27 protein-coding genes and 1 tRNA gene are annotated in these 23,692 nt (G+C 69.7%); 22 read left to right on the top strand and 6 right to left on the bottom strand.

Annotation, left to right across the window (positions count from 1 at the left end; translation table 11 throughout):
- The first annotated feature begins 65 nt into the window (after window positions 1-65).
- Together ACWEF6_RS07620 and ACWEF6_RS07615 are read left to right on the top strand one after the other, a co-directional pair.
- Window positions 66-515: a MaoC family dehydratase N-terminal domain-containing protein gene (locus tag ACWEF6_RS07620; protein WP_449682154.1), complete on the top strand. Its 450-nt coding sequence runs from the start codon at window positions 66-68 to the stop codon at window positions 513-515.
- Window positions 512-910, top strand: coding sequence for a MaoC family dehydratase (locus ACWEF6_RS07615; protein ID WP_449682153.1), 399 nt, complete (start codon window positions 512-514; stop codon window positions 908-910). Before ACWEF6_RS07620 ends, ACWEF6_RS07615 begins: the two co-directional genes overlap by 4 nt.
- Here ACWEF6_RS07615 and ACWEF6_RS07610 read toward each other — a convergent pair.
- The 4 genes from ACWEF6_RS07610 to ACWEF6_RS07595 all read right to left on the bottom strand — a co-directional run bounded on the left by ACWEF6_RS07610 (window position 907) and on the right by ACWEF6_RS07595 (window position 4,136).
- Window positions 907-1,812: an SGNH/GDSL hydrolase family protein gene (locus tag ACWEF6_RS07610; RefSeq protein WP_449682152.1), complete on the bottom strand. Its 906-nt coding sequence runs from the start codon at window positions 1,810-1,812 to the stop codon at window positions 907-909. The two genes, ACWEF6_RS07615 and ACWEF6_RS07610, sit on opposite strands and share 4 nt — an antisense overlap.
- 35 nt (window positions 1,813-1,847) lie before the next feature.
- Complete coding sequence (locus ACWEF6_RS07605) at window positions 1,848-2,807, bottom strand: hypothetical protein (RefSeq protein WP_449682151.1); 960 nt, start codon at window positions 2,805-2,807, stop codon at window positions 1,848-1,850.
- Entirely contained in the window at window positions 2,804-3,154 is a 351-nt protein-coding gene (locus tag ACWEF6_RS07600; protein WP_449675922.1) for a GntR family transcriptional regulator, read from the bottom strand. Before ACWEF6_RS07600 ends, ACWEF6_RS07605 begins: the two co-directional genes overlap by 4 nt.
- A 61-nt stretch (window positions 3,155-3,215) precedes the next feature.
- Window positions 3,216-4,136 (bottom strand): TIGR03619 family F420-dependent LLM class oxidoreductase, encoded by a 921-nt coding sequence (locus tag ACWEF6_RS07595; protein WP_449682150.1) that lies wholly within the window; start codon window positions 4,134-4,136, stop codon window positions 3,216-3,218.
- A gap of 206 nt (window positions 4,137-4,342) precedes the next feature.
- On the opposite strand from ACWEF6_RS07595, the gene ACWEF6_RS07590 reads away from it, so the two are divergent.
- From ACWEF6_RS07590 to ACWEF6_RS07565, 6 genes are all read left to right on the top strand, one after another.
- Window positions 4,343-4,415: transfer RNA gene (locus tag ACWEF6_RS07590), tRNA-Trp, on the top strand.
- 26 nt (window positions 4,416-4,441) lie between these two features.
- A complete protein-coding gene (secE, locus tag ACWEF6_RS07585; protein ID WP_449682149.1) occupies window positions 4,442-4,882 on the top strand; it encodes a preprotein translocase subunit SecE in 441 nt (146 codons plus the stop codon).
- A gap of 73 nt (window positions 4,883-4,955) precedes the next feature.
- A complete protein-coding gene (gene nusG, locus ACWEF6_RS07580; RefSeq protein WP_449682148.1) occupies window positions 4,956-5,807 on the top strand; it encodes a transcription termination/antitermination protein NusG in 852 nt (283 codons plus the stop codon).
- A gap of 75 nt (window positions 5,808-5,882) precedes the next feature.
- Window positions 5,883-6,320, top strand: coding sequence for a 50S ribosomal protein L11 (rplK, locus tag ACWEF6_RS07575; protein WP_043781763.1), 438 nt, complete (start codon window positions 5,883-5,885; stop codon window positions 6,318-6,320).
- Between the two features lie 81 nt (window positions 6,321-6,401).
- Window positions 6,402-7,121 carry a 50S ribosomal protein L1 gene (rplA, locus tag ACWEF6_RS07570; protein WP_086842353.1) on the top strand — a complete coding sequence of 240 codons (720 nt, stop codon included), beginning with the start codon at window positions 6,402-6,404 and terminating at the stop codon, window positions 7,119-7,121.
- 161 nt (window positions 7,122-7,282) lie between these two features.
- A complete protein-coding gene (locus ACWEF6_RS07565) occupies window positions 7,283-8,056 on the top strand; it encodes an alpha/beta fold hydrolase (protein ID WP_449682147.1) in 774 nt (257 codons plus the stop codon).
- Here the strand turns inward: ACWEF6_RS07565 and ACWEF6_RS07560 are convergent.
- Window positions 8,053-9,033 (bottom strand): hypothetical protein, encoded by a 981-nt coding sequence (locus ACWEF6_RS07560; RefSeq protein ID WP_449682146.1) that lies wholly within the window; start codon window positions 9,031-9,033, stop codon window positions 8,053-8,055. The genes ACWEF6_RS07565 and ACWEF6_RS07560 overlap by 4 nt on opposite strands.
- A 278-nt stretch (window positions 9,034-9,311) precedes the next feature.
- On the opposite strand from ACWEF6_RS07560, the gene rplJ reads away from it, so the two are divergent.
- From rplJ to ACWEF6_RS07490, 14 genes are all read left to right on the top strand, one after another.
- A complete protein-coding gene (rplJ, locus tag ACWEF6_RS07555; protein ID WP_091303982.1) occupies window positions 9,312-9,866 on the top strand; it encodes a 50S ribosomal protein L10 in 555 nt (184 codons plus the stop codon).
- A 49-nt stretch (window positions 9,867-9,915) separates the two neighbouring features.
- The gene (rplL, locus tag ACWEF6_RS07550; protein WP_310967803.1) at window positions 9,916-10,302 is read left to right on the top strand and encodes a 50S ribosomal protein L7/L12; all 387 of its coding nucleotides are present in this window, start codon (window positions 9,916-9,918) and stop codon (window positions 10,300-10,302) included.
- Window positions 10,303-10,413: 111 nt separating this feature from the next.
- Window positions 10,414-10,554 carry a hypothetical protein gene (locus ACWEF6_RS07545; protein ID WP_449682145.1) on the top strand — a complete coding sequence of 47 codons (141 nt, stop codon included), beginning with the start codon at window positions 10,414-10,416 and terminating at the stop codon, window positions 10,552-10,554.
- A gap of 287 nt (window positions 10,555-10,841) precedes the next feature.
- Window positions 10,842-12,023 carry an ABC transporter ATP-binding protein gene (locus ACWEF6_RS07540; RefSeq protein ID WP_086842345.1) on the top strand — a complete coding sequence of 394 codons (1,182 nt, stop codon included), beginning with the start codon at window positions 10,842-10,844 and terminating at the stop codon, window positions 12,021-12,023.
- Window positions 12,024-12,061: 38 nt separating this feature from the next.
- Window positions 12,062-12,814, top strand: coding sequence for an MlaE family ABC transporter permease (locus ACWEF6_RS07535; protein WP_003060268.1), 753 nt, complete (start codon window positions 12,062-12,064; stop codon window positions 12,812-12,814).
- A gap of 4 nt (window positions 12,815-12,818) precedes the next feature.
- On the top strand, window positions 12,819-13,655 hold the full coding sequence (locus ACWEF6_RS07530) for an MlaE family ABC transporter permease (protein ID WP_072474798.1): 837 nt from the start codon (window positions 12,819-12,821) through the stop codon (window positions 13,653-13,655).
- Window positions 13,652-14,989, top strand: coding sequence for an MCE family protein (locus tag ACWEF6_RS07525; protein WP_449682144.1), 1,338 nt, complete (start codon window positions 13,652-13,654; stop codon window positions 14,987-14,989). Before ACWEF6_RS07530 ends, ACWEF6_RS07525 begins: the two co-directional genes overlap by 4 nt.
- The gene (locus ACWEF6_RS07520; protein ID WP_449682143.1) at window positions 14,986-16,014 is read left to right on the top strand and encodes an MCE family protein; all 1,029 of its coding nucleotides are present in this window, start codon (window positions 14,986-14,988) and stop codon (window positions 16,012-16,014) included. The genes ACWEF6_RS07525 and ACWEF6_RS07520 overlap by 4 nt, the downstream gene beginning before the upstream one ends.
- Window positions 16,011-16,997, top strand: coding sequence for an MCE family protein (locus ACWEF6_RS07515; RefSeq protein ID WP_449682142.1), 987 nt, complete (start codon window positions 16,011-16,013; stop codon window positions 16,995-16,997). The genes ACWEF6_RS07520 and ACWEF6_RS07515 overlap by 4 nt, the downstream gene beginning before the upstream one ends.
- Window positions 16,994-18,178 (top strand): MCE family protein, encoded by a 1,185-nt coding sequence (locus ACWEF6_RS07510; protein WP_449682141.1) that lies wholly within the window; start codon window positions 16,994-16,996, stop codon window positions 18,176-18,178. Before ACWEF6_RS07515 ends, ACWEF6_RS07510 begins: the two co-directional genes overlap by 4 nt.
- Window positions 18,175-19,350 carry an MCE family protein gene (locus ACWEF6_RS07505; RefSeq protein WP_449682140.1) on the top strand — a complete coding sequence of 392 codons (1,176 nt, stop codon included), beginning with the start codon at window positions 18,175-18,177 and terminating at the stop codon, window positions 19,348-19,350. The genes ACWEF6_RS07510 and ACWEF6_RS07505 overlap by 4 nt, the downstream gene beginning before the upstream one ends.
- Entirely contained in the window at window positions 19,350-20,615 is a 1,266-nt protein-coding gene (locus ACWEF6_RS07500; RefSeq protein ID WP_449682139.1) for an MCE family protein, read from the top strand. The genes ACWEF6_RS07505 and ACWEF6_RS07500 overlap by 1 nt, the downstream gene beginning before the upstream one ends.
- 36 nt (window positions 20,616-20,651) lie before the next feature.
- Window positions 20,652-21,218 carry a hypothetical protein gene (locus tag ACWEF6_RS07495; protein ID WP_310967790.1) on the top strand — a complete coding sequence of 189 codons (567 nt, stop codon included), beginning with the start codon at window positions 20,652-20,654 and terminating at the stop codon, window positions 21,216-21,218.
- A 173-nt stretch (window positions 21,219-21,391) separates the two neighbouring features.
- Complete coding sequence (locus tag ACWEF6_RS07490; protein ID WP_449682210.1) at window positions 21,392-22,354, top strand: hypothetical protein; 963 nt, start codon at window positions 21,392-21,394, stop codon at window positions 22,352-22,354.
- Window positions 22,355-22,406: 52 nt separating this feature from the next.
- Here the strand turns inward: ACWEF6_RS07490 and ACWEF6_RS07485 are convergent, their stop codons facing one another.
- The gene (locus ACWEF6_RS07485) at window positions 22,407-23,648 is read right to left on the bottom strand and encodes a hypothetical protein (RefSeq protein ID WP_449682138.1); all 1,242 of its coding nucleotides are present in this window, start codon (window positions 23,646-23,648) and stop codon (window positions 22,407-22,409) included.
- Between the last annotated feature and the right edge of the window lie 44 nt (window positions 23,649-23,692).

The following is a 23,692-nucleotide window of genomic DNA, read 5'->3' as shown; positions in this document are numbered from 1 at the left end:
CACCAGCTTCGAAGAGCCGCCCTGGATCCCCCGGGGCGGCTCTTTGCTGTTGGTAGCCTCTCCGGGTGCCCTTGGACCAGTCGTTCACCGGGCGGAGCTATCCGCCGCAGACCAGTTACGAAGTGAGCCGGGAGAAGATCCGGGAGTTCGCCGACGCGATCGGTGACGCGAACCCGGTCTACCGCGACCCGGAGGCGGCCCGCGAGGCCGGTCACCCCGACGTGATCGCCCCGCCGACGTTCCTCACGATCATCAACCTCGCCTCGATCAACGCGATCGTCGCCGACCCCGAGCTCGGCCTCGACTACTCGCGGATGGTGCACGGCGACCAGGGCTTCACCTACACGCGCCCGGTGTTCGCCGGTGACGTGCTCGAGGTGACCACCCACATCGACGCCATCATGGCCCGTGCCGGCAACGACTTCATCAACCTGCGTGCCGACATCACCGACGCCGCCGGCCAGAAGGTCTGCACCACCCGCGCTCAGCTGGTGGTCCGAGGGGAGAGCGCGTGAACACCGGCGACGAACTGCCCGCCCTCGAAGTCCGGATCACCCGCGAGCAGCTGGTGCGCTACGCCGGCGCGGCGCTGGACTTCAACCCGATCCACTGGAACGAGGCGTTCGCGAAGGACGTCGGCCTGCCGGACGTGATCGCGCACGGGATGCTGACGATGGCGATCGCGGGCCGCGTGGTCACGGACTGGCTCGGCGACCCGGCACGGCTGATCGACTTCAGCGCCCGCTTCACGCGGCCGGTCGTGGTGCCGAACACCCCCGAGGGGGCGGTGGTCGAGGTGACCGGGAAGGTCGCGGACGTCAAGGACGACGGGATCGCCCGGATCGACCTCGTGGTGAAGTTCGACGGCAAGACCGTGCTCGGGAAGCCGCAGGCCCTGGTCCGCCGCTAAGGCAGCTTCAGGACCGAAAGGACCGCGTCGGCCATGCCCTGCTCACCCCGCGCGTTGGGGTGCAGCGGGGCGGCCGGCGAGGCGGGCAGCAGCCCCTCGATCCAGCGCTTGTCCGACGCCGCGCACACGTCGTGGCCCTTGCCCGGGGTCGCCGTGTCGGCGTAGCCCGCGCGGTGGGCGTCCGCCTGGTCCTCCAGCATCTTGTTCAGCTTGCCCAGCGCGCCGCGGAAGTACTCGATGTCGCCCGCGCCGAACGGCAGGGACGGCCAGCAGCCGGCGCCGTCCGGCAGCACCGCCGGGTAGCCGACCACCACCACCTTGGCCTTCGGGGCCTTCTGGTGGATGCGGTCGAGCACCGCGGCGACCTTCGGGGCGGTGGCGTCGATCCGCTCGGCCAGCTCGTCGCGGCCGCCGGCGGTCAGGCGGTCGCGGCACGGGGACGCGTTCTCGTTCGTCGTCGCGCAGCCCGAGGCGTAGGAGAAGAACCCCACGTCGTTGCCGCCGATGCCGACCGTCACCAGCGTCGTCTCCGCCGTCACCGCGTCCAGCTGCGGCGGGTTCGTGCCGTTGCCGGTCTGCTGCGCCGCGCTGAGGTTCGCCGTCGTCGCGCCGCTGCAGCTGGCGTCGACGAACTGGGCCGGCTTCAGCTTCGCCGAGACCAGGTGCGGGTAGTTGCCGACCGACCGGTCGCAGCCCGCCGGAGTGCCCGCCTGGCGGCCGGTCCGCGGCGCGGACGTGTACGAATCCCCGAGGGCGACGTAGCGGCCGGAGCCGCCGCCGGTGTCCACGCCTTCCGGTGGCGCCGACGACGAACCGTGCTGCCACTTGTAGTACCCGAAGGCCAGCAACCCGACCACGAGCACGACCACCAGGCAGCCACCGCCGCCGCTCTTCTTCGCCACTTATTCGTTTCTACCCAAGCGGCCGCGCCGGCGGCCTAGTCAATCCGGGTGATCCGCTGCGCGAGCAGGTCGTTGACCAGCCCGGCCCCGGTTTCCGGGTCGTCCACGCTCACCAGCACCGTCCGGCCGTTCTCCAGGGCGAGCGCCAGCGCCGGGCCGCCGCGGACCTTGTACGCCGTCGTGCCGGTGACCGGGTTGAAGCGCAGGCCCAGCCCGCCGTCGCCGAACGTCGACAGCTCGCGCGCGGTCGCTTCCCGGATGCTCGCCAGCGCCAGGTGCCGCCACGGGACGCCGAGGAGGCCGAAGCGGATCGTCACGCCCTTGGCGTCCACGGACGCCGAGAGCCGGTACGTCAGCGCCGTCACGACCAGGCCGACCAGGGCGATCCAGGCGGCCGTCGCCCACGGCAGCCCGGTGGGCACGAGGGCGATCGCCACCGGGATCAGCGCCAGCGCCCAGAGCATCCCCGGGTTCGCCGCCCGGCCCGACCAGAACGCGCGCTGCCCGGGCCGCAGGCCGACGCTCGGCAGGCGCGCGGTCTCCTCCTGCACCGGCGCCGACGGCAGCCCGCCGACCAGCGCCGCCACGACGCCGACGGCCGCCGCGCCCAGCATGAAGAGCACGATGCCGGCGCCGCCGCGGGCCGCCTGCCAGTCCGGGACGTCGAGGTTCGCCACGAGCACCGAGAGCAGGACCGCGGCCGGCAGCGCGGCGAACCCGGCGCCCACCCCGACGGTCGGGCGTGGCAGCGGCCGCCCGCGGCGCAGCGCGGTGACCGCCGAAGTGGCCAGGAGCAGGACGGCGACGGTGCCGAGCCCCAGCGTCACGCCGGTGAACGTGCTGAGTGGCGTGTGCCCGTTCGGCGCGCTGCTCCAGTGCGTCGCGACCGGGTCGGGCAGCCGGCCCGCCCACACGTTCTCCAGCGCACCCGCGACGGCGAGCGCGGCGCCCGGCAGCACGGCCGTGGCGACCAGGACCCGGATCAGCTTGGTCATGAGTACTTCTCCTTCAACACCCCGGTGAGCTCGTCGAGGCCGACGCCCGCGCGCTTCGCCTCGCGGACCAGGTCCTCGGCCAGCTCGGCCAGCCGCGCCCGGGAGGACGCGCCGCCGATGACGACGGCGCCCCGGCGTCGCCGCAGGTCGATGAGGCCTTCGTCGCGAAGCAGCGCGTACGCCCGCAGCACGGTGTGGACGTTGATCTCCAGCGCCGCGGCCAGTTCCCGGGCGGGCGGCAGCTGCTGCCCGGGCGGCGGGTGACCGTCGGCCAGCGACCGGCGCAGCGACGCGGCCACCTGCTCGAAGAGCGGGTCCGTGGAGCTCGGATCGATTTGAACGAGCATAGTTCTAACTATAATAGAACAATGGCGCCGTGCGCGAGACTTGCGTCACACTGAGGGTGGCTCAGCCGGCGATCAGTTCGCCGGCCAGCTCCAGGGCGTGGTCGACGTCCTTGGCCACGTAGTGCAGGTCGACGAGCACCTCGGAGATGCCCAGCTCGCGGGCCACGTCGAGGCAGGGATGGACGTCGGCGGCCGTCTCGACGGCGGTGCCCTGGCGCGGGTTGATCCGCAGCACGCGCCGCAGGGTGTCCGGGTCGCGCCCGGCCTTCTCGGCCGCTTCCCGGGCCACCGACCAGAGCCCGGTGAGGTACTGCTCCGGCATCCAGCCGGCGAGCCAGCCGTCCGCGCGGCGGCCGATCCGGGCCAGCGCCGGCGGCGAGAACCCGCCGAGCAGCACCGGCGGGCGCGGCTCCTGCGCCGGGCGCAGCCCGACCGTCGACGGCGCGATCCGCCACTGCGGGCCCGTGTGCTCGGCCGGTTCGCCGGTCCAGAGCGCGTCGAGGGCGTCGAGGAGGTCGTCGAGCCGCTTGCCCCGGCCGTCCCACGGCACGCCGGTGGCGAAGTACTCCTCGCGCAGCCAGCCGAGCCCGAAGCCGACGTCGAGGCGGCCTTCGCTGGCCAGGTCGAGCGAGGTCAGCGCGCGGGCCAGCAGGACCGGGGGATAGACCGGGCCGGTCAGCGCGCTCATCCCGAGGCGGGCCGTGCGGGTCACCGCCGCCGCGGCCGCCAGCGTGGTGAACGGGTCGGCGAAGGTCTCGAACTCCCTGGGGTACGGGTGTTCCGGCGTCCCGCCGCCCGGGTAGAGGTCCGAAGGTGCCAGCGGCGTCAGGATCCGGTCGCCGACCCAGAGCGAGGCGAAGCCGAGGTCCTCCGCGGCCGTCGCGAAGCGCGGCACGGCGGCGGGGTCGGCGAGGGCGCCGTACTGGGGGAGCGCGAGGCCGAGCCGCATCGGAGCCCCCGCCGGACGGGGGGTGGTCGTCATGGCGGACATCCTGGCATGATCAGGAGGTCTGCGGGGAGTTTTCCGCAGGCCGGCCGGGGTACGGCGGTCGATCGGGGGGCGCGGTTGCGGGCTCCCGCGAGGCTTGCCGTAGACTTCGGGACTTGGAACGCACTACGGTCATCCCCGCCTGGATGGTGGGGACGATGGAATGCGTCCACCGGGGCTCCGAGCGATCGGGGCTCCACAGGGGTGTAGCTCAATTGGCAGAGCAGCGGTCTCCAAAACCGCAGGTTGCAGGTTCAAGTCCTGTCACCCCTGCGTAACGGAACTGGTGGAGCGGAGGAGTGGTCGTGAGCGACAGCGACGCCAGCGGCGGCGAGCAGGAGCAGGACGGCACCGGGCAGAAGCCCGAGAGCCCGTCCCGTCCCGTCACAGCCGCTGCCCGGCGTGAGCGCCGTGCGACCGCTCGTCCGGCGGGGAAGTCCGCGGCACGTGCGGACGACAAGACCCGCCCGGCCGGGAAGTCGGGGGAGAAGACCGCCCCCGACGCGAAGGGCGCTCCGACTCCGAAGCGCGACCAGAAGCCGAAGAAGGCCTCCGTGTTCGCGCGGCTGGTGCGCTTCATCCGCGAGGTCTGGGCGGAACTGCGCAAGGTCATCTGGCCCAACCGCAAGCAGATGGTCACCTACACCATCGTCGTGCTGGCGTTCGTGGTGTTCATGGTGGGCCTGGTGAGCGTGCTCGACCTGGCATTCAAGTGGGGCATCGGCAAGATCTTCGGCTGACGCGCCCCCGGCGCGCGCCGATGGGGCCCAGGTCCCGGCCTTGGCCCGCAATGATCAACTGAGAGGACGGAACGTGACCTCCGACAACGGCACAGCAGCCGGTCACGACCTGACCGAGCTTTCCGACGAGCAGGTGCACGCGGCACTCGGTGACGAGGAGTCCGCGCACCTCGAGCCCGTCGACGTGCCGGACGCCGAGGCCGACGACGACGCCGCTGCCGACGAGGCCGCCGCCTCCGGCGATGACGACGACGCTTCCGCCGACGACGTGATCGACGAGACCGGCGCCGAGCCCGCCGCGGACGACGAGGACCCGGTCGCCAAGCTGCGTTCCGAGCTGCTCGCCGCGCCCGGCGAGTGGTACGTCGTGCACTCCTACGCCGGGTACGAGAACAAGGTCAAGACCAACCTCGAGACCCGCACCCAGACCCTGGACGTCGAGGACTACATCTTCCAGATCGAGGTCCCGACCGAAGAGGTCACCGAGATCAAGAACGGCCAGCGCAAGCAGGTGCAGCGCAAGGTGCTGCCCGGCTACATCCTGGTCCGGATGGACCTGAACGACGCCTCGTGGAGCGCGGTGCGCAACACGCCGGGTGTCACCGGGTTCGTCGGCGCCACTTCGCGGCCGTCGCCGCTGACCGTGGACGAGGTGCTGAAGTTCCTCGCCCCGCAGGTCGAGAAGGAAGCCCCGGCCAAGGCCAGCAAGGGCGAGACCGCCGCGGCGGCGCCGCTCGGCGGCCCGGCCGTCGAGGTCGACTTCGAGGTCGGCGAGTCGGTCACCGTCATGGACGGCCCGTTCGCGACGCTGCCGGCGACGATTTCCGAGGTCAACGTCGACGGGCAGAAGCTGAAGGTCCTGGTGTCGATCTTCGGCCGGGAGACCCCGGTCGAGCTGTCGTTCAACCAGGTCTCCAAGATCTGACGGCCGGCCTTTTCGGCCGCAGTCCCCGCGTCCACGGCAGGTACGCGGGGAACGTAGTACAGGACAGGAAAAGAAATGCCACCCAAGAAGAAGAAGCTTGCGGCGATCATCAAGCTGCAGATCAAGGCGGGTGCGGCCAACCCCGCGCCGCCGGTCGGCCCCGCGCTGGGTCAGCACGGCGTCAACATCATGGAGTTCTGCAAGGCCTACAACGCCGCGACCGAGTCGCAGCGCGGGGACGTCGTCCCGGTCGAGATCTCCGTGTACGAGGACCGGTCGTTCGACTTCAAGCTGAAGACGCCGCCGGCCGCGAAGCTGCTGCTGAAGGCCGCGGGCGTGGAGAAGGGCTCCGGCGAGCCGCACAAGACCAAGGTCGCCAAGGTCACCTGGGACCAGGTCCGCGAGATCGCCAAGACCAAGGAGACCGACCTCAACGCGCACGACATCGACCAGGCCGCGAAGATCATCGCCGGCACTGCCCGTTCGATGGGCATCACGGTCGTCGACGCCTGACGTTTGCCGCTCCACCCGTGGGAGAGCCGAGTGCTGGCTCGTCACCACACTGATCCGTTTTTCGAAGTTAGGGACAGAAGCATGACCAAGCACAGCAAGGCTTACCGCCAGGCTGCGGAGCTCATCGACAAGGCGCGCCTGTACGCGCCGCTCGAGGCCGCGAAGCTGGCGAAGGAGACCTCCAAGACCAAGATGGACGCGACCGTCGAGGTCGCGATGCGTCTCGGTGTGGACCCCCGCAAGGCCGACCAGATGGTCCGCGGCACCGTGAACCTGCCGCACGGCACCGGTAAGACCGCCCGCGTCATCGTCTTCGCCGTCGGCGACAAGGCCGCCGAGGCCGAAGCCGCCGGCGCGGACGCGGTCGGCACCGACGAACTGATCGAGCGCATCCAGGGTGGCTGGCTCGACTTCGACGCCGCGATCGCGACGCCGGACCAGATGGCCAAGGTGGGCCGCATCGCCCGCATCCTCGGCCCGCGTGGCCTGATGCCGAACCCGAAGACCGGCACGGTGACCCCCGCGGTCGAGAAGGCCGTGAAGGACATCAAGGGCGGTAAGATCAACTTCCGCGTCGACAAGCAGGCCAACCTGCACCTGGTGATCGGCAAGGCTTCCTTCGACACCGAGAAGCTGGTCGAGAACTACGCGGCCGCGCTGGACGAGATCCTCCGCGCCAAGCCGTCGTCGGCGAAGGGCCGCTACCTGAAGAAGGTCACCTTCACCACCACGATGGGCCCGGGCATCCCGGTCGACCCGCTGCGGACCCGCAACCTCCTCTCGGAGGAAGCGGCCGTCTGAGAACCTTATTCTGGTCAGGACGGCGCTACGGCACGCGACTTGCCCACATGAGGCGAACCTCGCGCCGGCCGACGGCTGAATAAGGTTCTGAGGCTGAGATCACCAGAAAGGGCGTCCCCGCTTGCTGCGGGGGCGCCCTTTCTTCGTGTCTGATGGACGGCATGCCGACTTTCGCGTCGTTCGACGGCCTCCGGTTGAACTACACGGTGTGGGAGGGCGACGGCGTCCACCGCCCGGTGCTGCTGCAGCACGGGTTCGCCGCGGACACGAACGCGAACTGGATCTCCACGGGCGTCGTCGCGGCCCTGCACTCGGCGGGCTTCACGGTGATTTCCCTGGACGCGCGCGGCCACGGCCGCTCCGAGAAGCCGCACGACGAGTCCTGTTACGCCGACGACGCGATGGCCCGGGACGTCTCGGCGTTGCTCGACGAGCTGGGCCTCGACGAAGTCTCGATGGTCGGCTACTCGATGGGCGCGATCATCGCGCTGACGGCGACGGCGACGGACAAGCGCATCCGCTGCTTGGCCACGGGCGGCGTGGGCTCGGGCATCGTCGACTTCGGCGGCGTCGACCTGCGGGTGGTGAAGCCGGTCGAGATCGCTTCGGCGTTGCTGGCCGAGGACCCCGCCTTGGTCCCGCGGTCGGGCGTCCCGTTCCGCCTGCTGGCCGACGCGGTGGGCGGCGATCGCCGGGCGCTGGCGGCGGTGGCACTGGCGTCGCGGGAGGGGCACTTGGAGCTGTCGGCGATCGGGGTGCCGACGCTGGTGCTGGCGGGCGAGCAGGACCAGCTGGCGGCGGAGCCGGAACGGCTGGCGGCGGCGATCGCGGGGGCCCGGCTGGTGCGGATTCCGGGCGACCACATGACGGCGGTGATGTCACCGGCGTTCGCGGAGGCCCTGGTGTCGTTCTTGTCGGCGCCGCACCCGCGCTAACGGCTCGTCGGCGCCACGGTCGGGGCGCCGCTGCACTTGGCCGGCCCGATCGCGTGGCCGGTGATGAGCCACTGTCCCTTCTCGACCTTCGACACCGTGAACACGCCCAGTGCCGGCCCGCCGGTGACGGGGAAGGTGCAGGAATCGATCGTCACGGTGTCGCCGGGCAGCGGCTCCGAGATGCTCGACGGCAGGGATTCGGCGTAGTCGTTCTTGTTCGTCACCTGGGTGGCGAGGAATTCGACGGCTTTCTTGCAGTCGGCCTGGGCCGCGCTCTGCCGGAACGTCTGGGCGATGTCCTGCGCGAACTGGGTTTGGACGTCGCGCTGGCCCTCGTTCTGGAACCGGCCGCAGGCGTCGGCGACCCGGCCCTGGGCGATGTTGTGGTAGACCATCCGCACCGCTTCGTACGGGTTCGTCGAGAACACGTGGTTCGTGTGGTACTTCCCGCCGCCCTCCTGCGCGAGCTGGGCGGAGGTCTTGCCGGAGTCGTTGGGGAAGAAGTGGTTGTACAGCCACGTGCCCGCGACGCCGAGGATGATCAACGCCAGGACCCAGGCGAGGACCTTCTTGCCCAGCCAGGTCACCCACTTCGGCGCCCGGCGGCGCTCGACCGGGACCAGCTGGTAGCCCTCGGGGATCATCGGGGGCCGGCCGCCCTGGTGCGGCGCCGGCTGGGACGGTGGTGCCTGGACGACACCCGCGTCCGGGGTGGGGGCCGGTTGGTTGCCCTGCTGGGCCTGGGTGAAGCGCAGGTAGTCCTGGAACTGCTGGAACTGGCGGAACTGCGCCAGCTCGGCCGGGTCGGTCGGCGGCTGCGCGGACGTGCCGGACGGCTGCGGGAGCGCCGGAGCGCCCTGGACCGGGACGGGAGCGTTGCTGGGCGGCGGGACGGCCGGCGGCACGGCCGGTGGCACGTTCGAGCCCGCCGGTTCGATTTCCGAGCCCGGCTTTCCGTCATCGCGCTGCTCCGCCACGTGACCATGATGCCTCACGTCGCCGGGAAGGTGGGGGTCGGCGAAGGCCTGTCGGCTTGACAAGGTATTCTCGATGACGGTTCTACCGAAGACCGCTGGTTTTCCCCGCCATCACGGGGAACGAAGGTCCCGCACTCGCCGGGCGGCCCGCGCAGGAGGAACGAGGCCGGGCACCCTGGTGCCCGATGACGCCCCGCGCCTGTCTGCGCGAGGGCGTTTCGTCGTTTGAGGGCTCCTCGAAAGCCAGTGGAAACACTAGCCAAGAGAGGAGGCGACCCATGGCGAAGCCCGACAAGGTGGCGGCCGTCGCCGAGATCGCGGAGAGCTTCCGCACCAGCTCGGCCACCGTCGTTACCCAGTACACCGGCCTCTCCGTGTCACAGCTGTCCCAGCTGCGCCGCGCTCTCGGCACCAGTGCCAAGTACCGGGTCGCGAAGAACACCCTGGTCAAGCGGGCGGCCGAGGACGCCGGCATCCAGGGTCTCGAGGACCTGTTCGTCGGCGCGACCGCCATCGCCTTCGTCGAGGGTGAAGCTGTCGACGCCGCCAAGGCGCTTCGCGACTTCGCGAAGGACAACAACGCGCTTGTGATCAAGGGCGGCTACATGGACGGCAAAGCGCTGTCCGTGGACGAGATCAACCGGATCGCCGATCTCGACAGCCGTGAGGTCCTGCTCGCCAAGGCGGCGGGCGCGTTCAAGGCGAAGCTGTCCCAGGCCGCCGCGCTGTTCCAGGCGCCGGCGTCCCAGGTCGCCCGCCTGGCTGCCGCGCTGGAGGAGAAGCAGCGCAACGCCGCCGGTACCGAAGCAGCCGAAGCACCCGCCGAGAGCTGAACCACCCCCACCCCGAACGTCTAGTTCGTTTTTCTGAGAGGAAGCCATCATGGCGAAGCTGAGCACCGCCGAGCTGATCGACGCCTTCAAGGAGCTGACCCTCCTCGAGCTGTCCGAGTTCGTGAAGGAGTTCGAAGAGGTCTTCGACGTCACCGCCGCCGCGCCGGTCGCCGTCGCCGCTGCCGCCCCGGGTGCCGCCGCTGCCCCGGCCGCCGAGGAGCAGGACGAGTTCGACGTCGTCCTCGAGGGCGCCGGCGACAAGAAGATCCAGGTCATCAAGGTCGTCCGCGAGGTCGTCTCGGGCCTGGGCCTGAAGGAGGCCAAGGAGCTGGTCGAGGCCGCTCCCAAGGCCCTCCTGGAGAAGGTCGACAAGGAGGCCGCCGAGGCCGCCAAGGAGAAGCTCGAGGCCGCGGGCGCCAAGATCTCCATCAAGTGATTTCCGGCGCGCAAGCGCCTCCGCGAACGGGCGGGCACCCACTCGGGTGCCCGCCCGTTCCGTTTTGCCGGGAAAGTCCGGATGTTGCGCCGGCCGCCCCGGCCGCGACTGATGACCATGACCGACCCCGAGCACCTCGAGCTCCTCGCCCAGCAGTTGACCGACCGCCAACTCTGCACGCTCTCGCTGCCGGCCGTGGTCGCGCCCGTGGTGTTCCTGCTGGTCGTCGCCGCTCTCACCGTCATCCCCTAGGACCTGTGTCCGATTGGCCCCGGGCCCCCGAATCGTGGGTTCAGGGGCCTGAAGAACTGCGTGGTTGGCCCGAATGGACTACCGTGCTGCCCATTGGCGATCACGGCGGGATGACGATGAACCCGGGGCTGGCCAGAAAAGAAAACTGGTGAGTAACCTAATCGCACTCAGCTCGTTGCACCTGGTTGACGCGGGTTCGTGGGCGCCACCGGCCCACATCCGCCGCCGGCGTGGGTGGCAGGGTGTGGCAGCGGGCGCAATGACGCGGAACAGCTCCTGGAGGTGCGATGGGTGCCGAGGTGGTCATCGAAGGTCTGACGAAGTCCTTCGGTAAGCAGACCATCTGGCGGGACGTCACGTTGACGCTCCCCCCGGGCGAAGTGTCGGCCATGCTCGGCCCGTCAGGGACCGGCAAGTCGGTTTTCCTCAAGTCGATGATCGGGCTGCTCAAGCCCGACCGCGGCCGCTGCGTGATCAACGGTGTCGACATCGTCACCTGCTCCGAGCACAAGCTCTACGAGATCCGGAAGCTCTTCGGCGTCCTTTTCCAGGACGGCGCGCTGTTCGGCTCGATGAACCTCTACGACAACGTCGCCTTCCCGCTGCGCGAGCACACGAAGAAGTCCGAGACGGAGATCCGCCGGATCGTCCTCGAGAAGCTCGACATGACCGGTCTGAACGGCGCCGACAAGAAGCTCCCGGGCGAGATCTCCGGCGGGATGCGCAAGCGCGCCGGCCTGGCCCGCGCCCTGGTGCTCGACCCCGAGATCATCCTGGTCGACGAGCCGGACTCGGGCCTCGACCCGGTCCGCACCACCTACATCTCGCAGCTGTTCCTCGACGTCAACGCCCAGATCGACGCGACCTTCCTGATCGTCACGCACAACATCAACCTGGCCCGCACGGTTCCGGACAACCTGGGCATGCTCTTCCGCAAGGAACTGGTCATGTTCGGCCCGCGCGAGGTGCTGCTGACCAGCGAAGAGCCGGTCGTCAAGCAGTTCCTCAACGGCAAGATGCAGGGCCCGATCGGCATGTCCGAGGAGAAGGACTCCGCCCAGATGGCCGCCGAGCAGGCGATGTTCGACGCCGGCCACCACGCGGGCGGGGTCGAGGACATCAGCGGGGTGCCGCCGCAGATGCAGACGACGCCGGGCGTGGCGACCCGGATGGGCGCGGTCCGCCGCAAGGACCGGGTCATGGAGATCATGCACCGGCTGCCGCCGGCCGCGCAGGAAAGCATCATCGAGTCGCTGAGCCCGGAGGAGCAGCGCCACTACGGCGTGCGCCCGCACCGCGGCCAGCCGCAGCAGGTCGGGGCGCGCCCGCAGGGTGACGGCGTCCCGAACCAGCACCACGGGCAGTTGCCCGCCGACCAGGTGGCCCGGATCCCGGGCGGCGGCCAGCCGCCGAGACCCGGCACGCACCGGATGCCACCGCCACGCGACAACGGGCCAGGTGGCCGGTGAGTTCTCCCGCAACACAGGCGAAGATCCCCGGGATCGGCATGCTCCGCGAGACCGGGAACCTGTTCGCCCTCGGCCTGGACATCGTCCGCGGCCTGTTCCAGAGGCCCTTCCAGCTGCGGGAGTTCATCCAGCAGTCCTGGTTCATCGCGAGCGTGACCATCCTGCCGACGGCCCTGGTGGCCATCCCGTTCGGCGCGGTCATCTCGCTGCAGTTCGGCTCGCTCGCCCGCCAGCTGGGCGCGCAGTCCTACACCGGCGCGGGCTCCGTGCTCGCCACCGTGCAGCAGGCCAGTCCGCTGGTCACCGCGCTGCTGGTGGCGGGCGCGGGCGGCTCGGCCGTCTGCGCCGACATCGGCGCCCGGACCATCCGCGAAGAGATCGCCGCGATGGAGGTGCTCGGCGTCTCCGCGGTCCAGCGGCTGATCGTCCCGCGCACCCTCGCCATGATGCTGGTCGCGCTCCTGCTCAACGGCATGGTCAGCGTCATCGGCGTGCTCGGCGGCTACTTCTTCAACGTCGTGCTGCAGGGCGGGACGCCGGGCGCGTACCTGGCGAGCTTCTCCGCCCTCGCGCAGCTTCCCGACCTGTGGGTCGGTGAGATCAAGGCGCTGATCTTCGGGTTCATCGCCGCCGTCGTCGCGTCCTACCGGGGCCTGAACCCCTCCGGCGGCCCGAAGGGCGTCGGGGACGCGGTGAACCAGTCGGTGGTCATCACGTTCCTGCTGCTGTTCGTCGTGAACTTCGTGATCACCCTGATCTACCTGCAGATCGTGCCCGGAAAGCTGGACTAGCGCCATGACGTTCCTCCAGGGCGCGAAACGCGTCGCCAACCGTCCCCTGCAGACGCTGGACACCCTCGGTGACCAGATGTCGTTCTACGGCCGCGCGCTCCTGTGGACGCCGCGGACCATCCGCCGCTACACCAAAGAGGTGCTGCGGCTGCTGGCCGAGGTGAGCTTCGGCTCCGGCTCCCTCGCCGTCATCGGCGGCACGGTCGGCGTGATGGTCGGCCTGACGCTGTTCACCGGTGTCCTCGTCGGCCTCCAGGGCTACTCGGCGCTGAACTCGATCGGGACGTCGGCCTTCACGGGCTTCCTGACCGCGTTCTTCAACACCCGCGAGATCGCGCCGCTGGTCGCCGGGCTCGCGCTGTCCGCCACGGTCGGCGCCGGGTTCACCGCCCAGCTGGGCGCGATGCGGATCTCCGAGGAGATCGACGCCCTCGAAGTCATGGGTGTGCCGAGCCTGCCGTACCTGGTGACGACGCGGATCATCGCCGGGTTCGTCGCGGTCATCCCGCTCTACATCATCGGCCTGCTGAGCTCGTACCTCGCGTCGAGACTGGTCGTCATCTACATCTACGGCCAATCCGCGGGTACGTACGACCACTACTTCGACCTTTTCCTGCCACCGCAGGACGTGCTCTATTCGTTCATCAAGGTGCTGCTGTTCAGCGTCCTGATCATCCTGTCGCACTGCTACTTCGGGTACCGGGCGACCGGTGGCCCGGCCGGCGTCGGCGTCGCGGTCGGCAAGGCCGTGCGGCTGTCCATCGTCACGGTGTCGATCATGAACTTCTTCATCGGGTTCGCCATCTGGGGAACCGACGTCACGGTAAGGATCGCGGGATGAGGACGCTTCGACGCAGGCTGCTCGGCCTCCTGCTCATCGCCGTGATGGTCGGCGGGGTGGCGCTGTCCATCGCGCTCTACGACAAGGCGTTCACGCCGGTCGTGACGGTCAAGCTGCAGGCCGACAAGATCGGCAACCAGCTGATCAAGCAGTCCGACGTCAAGGTGCGCGGGCTGATCGTCGGGTCCGTCCAGGACATCGTGGCCACGGACAAGGGCGCCGAGCTCACGCTGGCGCTCAAGCCCGAGTCGGCGAAGCTGATCCCGGAGAACGTCTCGGCGCGGTTCCTGCCCAAGACGCTCTTCGGCGAACGGTTCGTGTCGCTGGAGATCCCGAAGGACCCGTCGGCGAAGGCCCTGGCCAACGGGGACGTCATCCCGCAGGACCGCACGTCGAACGCCGTCGAGCTGGAGCAGGCGTTCTCCCACCTGATGCCGGTGCTGCAGGCGGTGCAGCCGCAGAAGCTGTCGGCGACGCTCACGGCGATCTCGACCGCGCTGCAGGGCCGCGGCGACCAGCTCGGCGACACGCTGTCGCAGCTGGGCACCTACATCGGCGAGCTGAACCCGCACGAGCCCGAGCTGCAGCACAACCTCAAGGCGCTCGCGGAGTTCTCCGACCACCTGAAGGACGCGGCCCCGGACCTGGTGCAGAGCCTGGACAACCTGAGCACGACGACCCGGACCGTGGTCGACGAGCGGCAGAACCTGTCCAACCTCTACGGCAGCCTGACCCAGGCCTCGGTGGACCTGCAGACGTTCCTGCAGAACAACAAGGACAACATCATCTCCCTCGTCGACACCGCCCGGCCGACGGCCGAACTGCTGGCGAAGTACGCGCCGGAGTACCCCTGCGTGATCTCGCAGATGGCCAAGAACGTGCCGCTGATCGACCAGGCGCTGGGCAAGGGCACCGACAAGCCCGGCCTGCACGCGACCATCGAGATCATCGTGCCGCGCGCGCCCTACCAAGCAGGCAAGGAAGAGCCGCGGTTCGACGACAAGCGCGGGCCGCGCTGCTACGACATCAAGGACATCCCCAAGCCGTTCCCGTCCGAGCCGCCGGACGGCGCGTTCAAGGACGGCACCCTGCACCAGGCCGCGCCGAAGAGCGTGGGCGAGGGCCTCAACCCGGCCAAGTTCAAGGCCGACGCGGCCGGTGGAGGCAGCGGAGGCGGTGACAGCGCTGATCAACTTGCCTACTCGACGGCGGAGCAGGGCTTCCTGGCCGATCTGCTCGGCCCGCAGCTGGGCCTGAACGCCGCCGACGTCCCGGGCTGGAGCTCGCTGCTCGTCGGCCCGCTGTACCGGGGAGCGGAGGTGACGGTCAAGTGAGGGGCCTGCTCGCACCGCTGATCAAGCTCGGCGTCTTCGTGGTCGTCACGGTGCTGTTCACGACGATCCTCGGGATCAGCATCGCCAACATCAACACCACCAGCACCAACGCCTACAAGGCGCGCTTCACCGACGCGACGCTGCTGCTGCCCAACGACGACGTCCGCATCGCCGGCGTCCGGGTCGGGCAGGTCAAGGACGTCAAGATCGTCGACAAGCGCCAGGCCGAGGTCGAGTTCGAAGTGGACGCCGGCCGCACGCTGCCGGCCGGGGTGACCGCGCAGATCAAGTTCCGCAACCTGGTCGGCCAGCGGTACGTCTCGCTCGGCGAGGGCGAGAACTCCGGCGGCAAGACGCTGCAACCCGGCGGCACCATCCCGCTGGACCGCACCACGCCGGCGCTGGACCTGACCGAGCTGTTCAACGGCTTCAAGCCGCTGTTCACCGCGCTCAACCCGGACGACGTCAACAAGCTGTCCTACGAGGTCATCCAGGTCCTGCAGGGCGAGGGCGGCACCGTCGAAAGCCTGCTGTCGCACACGGCGTCGCTGGCCACCACCATCGCCGACAAGGACCAGGTGATCGGCGAGGTGATCGACAACCTCAACTCGGTGCTCGACACGGTCAACGCGCACACCCCGCAGCTCAACGACCTGATCGTCAAGCTGCAGCAGCTGGTGTCCGGCCTCGCCGCCGACCGCAAGCCCATCGGTGACGCGATCGAGAGCCTCGGCAACCTGGCCGAGACGACGTCCGGGCTGCTCGGCGAAGTCCGCGAGCCGCTGAAGAACGACATCGGCGCGCTGGGCACCCTGACCCAGCAGCTGAACAAGAACGAGCCGGAGCTGGAGCACTTCATCCAGTTCCTGCCGACCAAGGTGAGCACGCTGACCCGCACCGCGGACTACGGCTCCTGGTTCAACTTCTACGCCTGCGAGTTCTCCGGGACGGTCAGCTTGCCCCCATTGATTCCACCGGTCGAACTGCCGCTGATCCCGGCCAACCGGTCGAGGTGCCAGGGATGAAGTCCTTCCAGAAGCGCAACCCCGTGCCGATCGCGCTGGTCGGGATCGTCGTGCTGGCGCTCGGCTTCATCGCCGCGCTCAACTCCGACGACCTCCCGGTGATCGGCGGCGGCACCACGTACTCCGCCGAGTTCAGCGAGGCTTCCGGGCTGCAGAAGGACAACGACGTCCGGATCGCCGGCGTCAAGGTCGGCAAGGTCAGCGACATCGAGCTCGACGGCGCGTCGGTGAAGGTGTCGTTCAAGGTCAAGGACGCCTGGCTGGGCGACCGGACCAGCGCCGCGATCAAGATCAAGACGCTGCTCGGGCAGAAGTACCTGTCGCTGGACCCGCAGGGCGAGAACGCGCTGAACCCAGGCACCGGGATCCCGCGGGACCGCACGATGGCCCCCTATGACGTGCTCGACGCCTTCCGCGGGCTGTCCCAGACGGTCGACGACATCGACACGAAGCAGCTGGCGCAGAGCTTCGACACCATCTCGCAGACCTTCGCCAACACCCCGGAGGACGTCCGGGGCGCGCTGTCCGGGCTGTCGAAGCTGTCGGACACGATCGCCTCGCGCGACCAACAGCTGTCGAACCTGCTGGCCAACACCCGCGAGGTGTCGCAGACGCTGGTCGACCGCGACGCCGAAGTGCAGAAGCTCCTGGAAGACGGCAACGACCTGCTCGGCGAGCTGGCCAAGCGCGAGGACGCGATCACCGCGCTGCTCAACGGCTCCCGCGAGCTCGCCACCCAGCTGCAAGGCCTGATCGACGACAACTCCCACCAGCTCGACCCGGTGCTGACCCAGCTCGACCAGCTGACGTCGATGCTGCAGCGCAACCAGGACTCCCTGGCCGAGGGGCTCAAGAAGTTCGCGCCCTTCATCCGCGTCTTCACCAACACCATCGGCAACGGCCGCTGGTTCGACAACTACATCTGCGGCCTGCTGCTGCCGTCGTTCGGCCCGATCAACGAAGAGGGGTGCTACACGAAATGAGTGACACCCGCTTCGGCCAGGCCCTGACCCGGGGCTTCACCATCGCGATCGTGCTCGCGCTCGTCGTCGCCGGCGGGATCTGGTGGACCCTCAAGGACGCCGGCCGCAACCACCTGACCGCGTACTTCGCCGGCGCCGTCGGCCTGTACGAGGGCAACAGCGTGCGGATGCTCGGCGTCGACATGGGCACCGTCACCAAGATCCAGCCCATGGGCGACCGGGTGAAGGTCGACTTCGAGTACGACCGCTCGGTCGCCGTCCCGGCCGACGCGAAGGCGCTCATCGTGGCGCCGTCGCTGGTGTCCGACCGGTACGTCCAGCTCGCCCCGGCCTACACCGGCGGCCCGCGCATCTCCGACGGCGCGGTGATCGGCCTCGACCGCACCGAGGTGCCCTTGGAGGTCGACCAGCTGGCCGCCAGCCTGGCCCGGGTCAGCGAGACGCTCGGCCCGAACGGCGCCAACAAGCAGGGGTCGCTGTCGAACCTGCTGAACACCGCGGCGGCCAACGTCGACGGCAACGGCCAGGCCCTGCACGACACGATCACCAAGCTCGGCCAGGCGGCCGGCACGCTGTCGGGCAACAAGGACGACCTGTTCTCCACGGTGGAGAACCTCGGCAAGTTCTCGCAGACGCTGGCCGACTCCGACAAGCAGGTCCGCACCTTCGAGTCCCGGCTCGCCGACGTCAGCGGCTACCTGGCGTCCGAAAAGGACAACCTGGCCGCGACCGTGCAGCAGCTGGGCACGACGCTCACCGCGGTGCAGGCGTTCATCGACCAGAACCACGACCGGCTCAAGTCCAATGTGGACAAGCTGGCCGGCATCACGAAGGTGCTCGTCGACCAGCGCAGCTCGCTCGCCGAGATCCTCGACGTCGCCCCGGTCGGCCTGAGCAACCTGGTCAACACCTACAACGGCGCGGCGGGCACGCTCGACGCCCGGCCGAACCTCAACGAACTGACCCAGCCGCCGCTGGTGATGATCTGCCGGCTGCTCAAGCAAGTCGGCACCAACGGCATCCCGGACGTGCTCGGCAACGCCTGCGAGAGCATCGCCGCCGTGGTCGACAAGGCGATCCCGCTGCCGTCCGTGGCGCAGACCGTGCAGGCCCTGCAGTCCGGCCAGCTGCCGCCGCTGCCGCTGCCCATCGCCGGGCAGCTCTACGGAGGTGGCCAGTGAAGAAGCTCCTGACCGTCGGAACGCTGGCCACCGCGTCCGCGCTGGTGCTGTCCGGCTGTGCCTTCAAGGGCATCTACGACCTGCCGCTGCCCGGGGGCGCCGACCTCGGCGACCACCCGTACACGGTGAACGTCGAGTTCCGGGACGTGCTCGACCTGACCCCGCAGGCCGGGGTGAAGGTCGACGAGGTGCCGGTCGGCCGGGTCGAGAACGTCGGGCTCACCAAGGACGGCTGGCACGCGCTGGTGACGTTGAAGGTCAACGGCGACATCAAGCTGCCGGCCAACGCGATCGCCAACGTCAAGCAGTCCAGCCTGCTCGGCGAGAAGTACGTCGAACTGGCCTCGCCGGGGGACGACCAGGCCCACGGGAAGCTCACCGACAACGCGACCATCCCGCTCGCCCGCACCAACCGCAGCGTCGAGGTCGAAGAACTGCTCGGCGCGCTGTCGCTGCTGCTCAACGGCGGTGGGGTCGACCAGCTCAACACCATCACCAAGGAGCTCAACAACGCCACGTCCGGCCGCGAGCCGGACATCAAGGCGCTGCTGGACAACGCGAACCAGCTGGTGACGAACCTCGACCGGCAGTCGCAGAACATCACCCGGGCCATCGACGGGCTCAACCGGCTCTCCTCGACCCTCAACGGCCAGAAGGACAAGCTGGTCGGCGCGGTCGACAACCTCGCGCCCGGGCTCGGCGTGCTGGAGCAGCAGCGCGGCCAGCTGGTCACCATGCTGCAGGCCCTGGACAACCTCTCCGGCGTCGCCACCGACACGGTCAACAAGTCGCAGAAGGACCTCGTCGCCGACCTCAAGGCGCTGACGCCGACGCTGCAGAAGCTCGGCGAGGCGGGCAACGACCTGCCGAAGGCCCTGGAGATCCTGCTGACGTTCCCGTTCAGCGACCAGGCCGTCAACGACGTCAAGGGCGACTACTTCAACCTGTTCGCGAAGGTGGACCTGAACCTGAAGACCGTCGTCGAGAACCTGGGCAACAGCCGGCAGAACGCGCTCTCCGGGCAGCTGCCGCTGGCCGGCCTGACCGGCGGGGTCCAGGGCACGCAGGCCAACCAGCCGCCGCCGCTGCCCATCCCCGGGGCCGGCACCCAGTCCGCGCAGTCGAAGCCGGGCCTGGGCAACCTCTTCGGGCTGCTGGGAGGTGCGGGCTGATGCTGATCCGCCGGACGAAGATCCAGTTGGTGGCCTTCGCGGTCATCTCCGTCGTCGCGATCGTGTACGCGCTGATCCGGTTCGCCGGGCTCGGCAGCGTCTTCGGCAACGACGGCTACACGGTCAAGCTGCAGCTCGACGAATCGGGCGGCATCTTCACCAACGCCGAAGTCACCTACCGCGGCTTCAACATCGGCCGGGTCGGCGAAATGCGGCTGACGCCGACCGGGCTCGAGGCCGACCTGAACATCGACCCGTCGGCCCCGAAGGTGCCCGCGGACCTCGACGCCGTCGTCGCCAACCGCTCGGCGGTCGGCGAGCAGTACGTCGACCTGCGCCCCAAAGCCGACCAGGGCCCGTACCTCGCCGGCGGCTCGGTGATCCCGGCGACCAAGACGACCACCCCGGTCAGCACCGACCGCCTGATCGGCGACCTCGACTCGCTCGCCGCGTCGGTCCCGGTCGACTCGCTGCGCACGGTCGTCGACGAGTCCTACGACGCCTTCCGCGGCACCGGCGGCGACCTGCAGAAGCTGCTGGACACCGCGCGCAGCTTCACCACGACGGCGCAGCAGTACCTGCCGCAGACGATCCAGCTCCTGGACGCCGGCGGCCAGGTGCTCGACACGCAGAACGACGAGGCGCAGAACTTCGCGTCGTTCAGCAAGAGCCTCAACGAACTCACCGGCACGCTGAAGAACTCCGACGGCGACCTGCGCAAGCTGATCGGCATCACACCGCAGGTGGCCGCGCAAGTCAGCCAGGTGCTGCAGGAGTCCGGCCCCGGGCTCGGCGCGCTGACGGCGAACCTGCTCACCACGGCCAACCTGACCGTCACCCGGCTCGACGGCATCGAGCAGGGCCTGGTCACGTACCCGGCGCTGGCCGGGGCGGCCAGCAGCGTGGCGCCCGGCGACGGCACCGCGCACCTCGGCCTGGTGCTCAACCTGTTCAACCCGCCGTCGTGCACCAAGGGCTACCTGCCGTACTCGCAGTACCGCACCGGGAACGACCTCTCGGCGAAGCCGGCGAAGGAAGACGCGTACTGTGCCGAACCGAAGGGCAGCCCGATCAACGTCCGCGGTTCGCAGAACGCGCCGTACGGCGGGGTGCCGGTCGCGCCGTCGGACAGCGACGTCGCGGCCAACAAGAACCGGCCGGCCGAAGAGCTGGCCGAGGAGCGGGACACCCGGGGCGTTCCGGGCATCGTCGGCAGCCCCGGCGTCAGCCTGAACAGCCTGGGCTCGCTGCTCGGCCTGTCCTGACGGGGATTTGATGACCGTTACCTACTCTGGAGTGTCATGAGCACGGACGAGCCGGCCCCCTCGGCGGAGGTCTCCGAGAAGCCGGCGAAGGACCCTTCGCGGACCCTGGTGCTCGGCGCCGGGGCGCTGGCGCTGGCCGCCCTGATCGCCGCGGCGTTCTTCGGCATCCAGTGGTGGGCGGCCGCGGCCGACGACAACGCCGGTCTGGCGGCCTCGCGCGAGGCCGTCGTCAAGGCGGGCACGAACGCGCTGAAGGCCTACACCGAGGTCGACTACACCGACCTCGACGGCTTCTTCGCCCGGCAGAAGGCGGTGTCGGACGACAAGATGGCGCAGCAGATCGACCAGTCCGCGCCGACCTTCCGCAAGGCGCTCTCCGACGCCAAGACGAAGGTCACCACCGACGTCCAGGACATCGCCGTCGAGGAGCTCGACGACCACGAAGGCAAGGCCAGCTTCCTCGCCGCCATCGCCACCACCGTCACCCAGGGGGACAAGAGCAGCGCGAAGCCGCTGCGCCTCGAGGTGTCGATGACCCGGGTGGGCGAGGAGTGGAAGCTGTCCGGCATCGACAGTGTTCCGCTCGTTGCGGCCGGCCAGTGAGGCTTATTCTGGCTAGCCCGGCGCAACCCACCCGCAGCCGCCTGAGCAGCAGTTACCTAGCGCCGGGCGACGGCTGAATAAGCCTCACCAGCGTCACGTCTAAGGAGCTTGTAGTGCCTCCCTCCCGCCGCCAGCCGCCGCGCAGCACTCCGACGCCGTCGCGGCGTCCTCGCGTGGCCGGGCTGCGCAAGCCCGCGACGGACGAGTCCGCCGCCGAGCGGACCGGCCAGCAGCCCGCCGTCCCGTCCGCCGAGACGCGGAAGCCGCGGCCGAGGCCGGCGCCGCGGCCGATGCCCCGGCCGGTCGCCAAGCCGGCCGAACCGGTGGAGCCGGCCGGCGGGCAGCTCGACACCGCGGCCGCCGAGGACACGCAGGTGTTCGCGGCCGTCGAGGCCGAACCCCAGGTCGACGCGCTCACGGGGGAGCCCGCGGCCGAGGAGGAGGTCGCGGAGCGGCCGGCGCCGCGGCGGAAGAAGCGGGACACCGGGATCGCGAAGCCGACCGAGGAAGCCGAGGTCGTCGCTGCGGAAGACGAGCCGGCGAAGCCCGCGGGCTCGAAGGTGCCGAAGCCGTACCTGGTCGCCGGCGCGCTGGTGCTGGTCGCGCTGATCCTGGGCGGGCTGGCGTTCTGGTTCAAGTCCGAAGAGGTCAAGGTCTCCTCGGCGACGAGCAACACGGCGCTCCTGGACGTCGCGAAGACGGCCCAGGTCAAGGACGCGGTGTCGAAGGCGGCCGAGGCACTGTTCTCCTACGACTTCAGCAACATCAAGAAGACCGAGGACGCGGCGAACGACCTGCTCGCCAACGACGACGTCAAGAACAAGTACAACTCGCTGATGGGCGAGGTGAAGCGGCTGGCGCCGCAGCAGAAGATGATCGTGACGTGCAAGGTGACGCGCGCGGCGGTGATCATGCTGAACGGCGACCTGGCGAAGGTGATGGTCTTCGTGGACCAGACCTCCACCCGCACGGACACGAAGAAGACGACGGCGGGCACCGCCCAGCTCCACCTGAACGCCCAGCTCCAGGGCGACAAGTGGAAGATCACCGACATGGACACCTACAACGCCCCGAAGATCCCGGCGGCGTCGCCGGCCCCCTCGTCGGCCCCGGCTTCCCCGTCGCCGACGAAGTAGCCGGGAGCGGCACTTTCCCGTGAAAGTGCCGCCGTTCCACCGGCTTCGGGGCTCAGGTCTCGCGCAGCTTGAACCGGGCCTTGCGGGCCTGCTTGGCGAGCTTGGCGTCCGGGTGCTCCCGCGCGATCACGTCCAGCAGGTGGAGCCGGGCCGGATGGTCCGCCGCGGCGATCACCCCGACGACGGAGCCCGGGTCGTCCAGTTCGGCCAGGTCGTCGAACAGGACCCCCAGCTCGTCCATCGCCGCCCAGTGATCGGTCATGCCGAGGCACATCTCGCCGGCGGTCAGGGTTTCGGCCGTCGTCTCGCCGCGTTCGACCAGCCATGCCGCCGTGACCGCACCCGGGATGCCACCTTTTTCGCGGACGGTTCGGCCGACCGCGAGGCCGGCATCGCCGGTCTCGCCGAGCGCCAGCAACGCGAACAGCCGCTGAGCCGGGCTTTCCGCTTCCTGGAGGAAATCCGCGGCTTCCGCGGCGGCGTCGGCCGGGGATCGGTGAGCCACCCAGGCGGCCACTTCGGCTTCGGCGATCTCCGGCGACGCGTCCGCGACGTGCGCACAGAGGACTTCGAGCGGGGCGGTGGCCAGTTCGCCGAGGATCGGCGCGTCGGCACCCTCGTCGCGGAGCATCCGGTTCAGAGTCCACAGGGCGAGGGGAGTCAAGCTCACGAGGGTGGCGTCGGGTTCGGGACGGCCGGTGAGCTCGGAAATGTCGGCGAGCTCTTCCGCGTCGGCCTCGCTCCGCTCGATCGCCCCGAGGCGGTCCAGGACCTCCAGGGTCGCCCGGAGGGCGTGGCGCCACCGTGAGTTCTCCCGGATTTCGAGCCCCACCGCCAAGGCCGGCATCTGGTCGGCCAGTCCGTACAGCAGCTCCAGCGGCATCGGCGTGCCGCCCGCCGAGTACAGCGTCATCTGCAACGCGCCGAGGAAGTCCAGGCACAGCATCCCGAACTCGATCGGCATCTCTTCGTCCTCGACGGCGAGGCCGTAACCGGCTTCCCCCAGTGTTTCGAATGCGCGGGCCCACAGCTCCAGCGGTTGCTTGAGCAGCTTCGCGTTCTTCTTCACCGGCACGTGCGCGCCCTTCAGGATCCGCACGAGCCCGCACGCTTCGGCCCACCGTGGGATCAGCGTGAGCCTCGGTTCGGTGGTGCCGTCCAGGTCCGTGACGTAGCGCCGCAGGTCGGCCAGCGCTGCGCTGCGCTCGGCAGCGGCCTGTGCTTCGGCCGGAGACGGCAGCCGCACGGGCGGCAGGGCTGGCAGGTCGGCTTCGAGTTCGCATGCCTCGCACATGCCGGCCAGTGTGGCAGCGCGAACTACCCACGTTGGTAATGGCT

This window comes from Amycolatopsis sp. NPDC004772 (genome assembly GCF_053601215.1).
The sequence above is the reverse complement of the archived record's forward strand: the minus strand, read 5'-3'. Positions and strand labels throughout refer to the sequence as shown.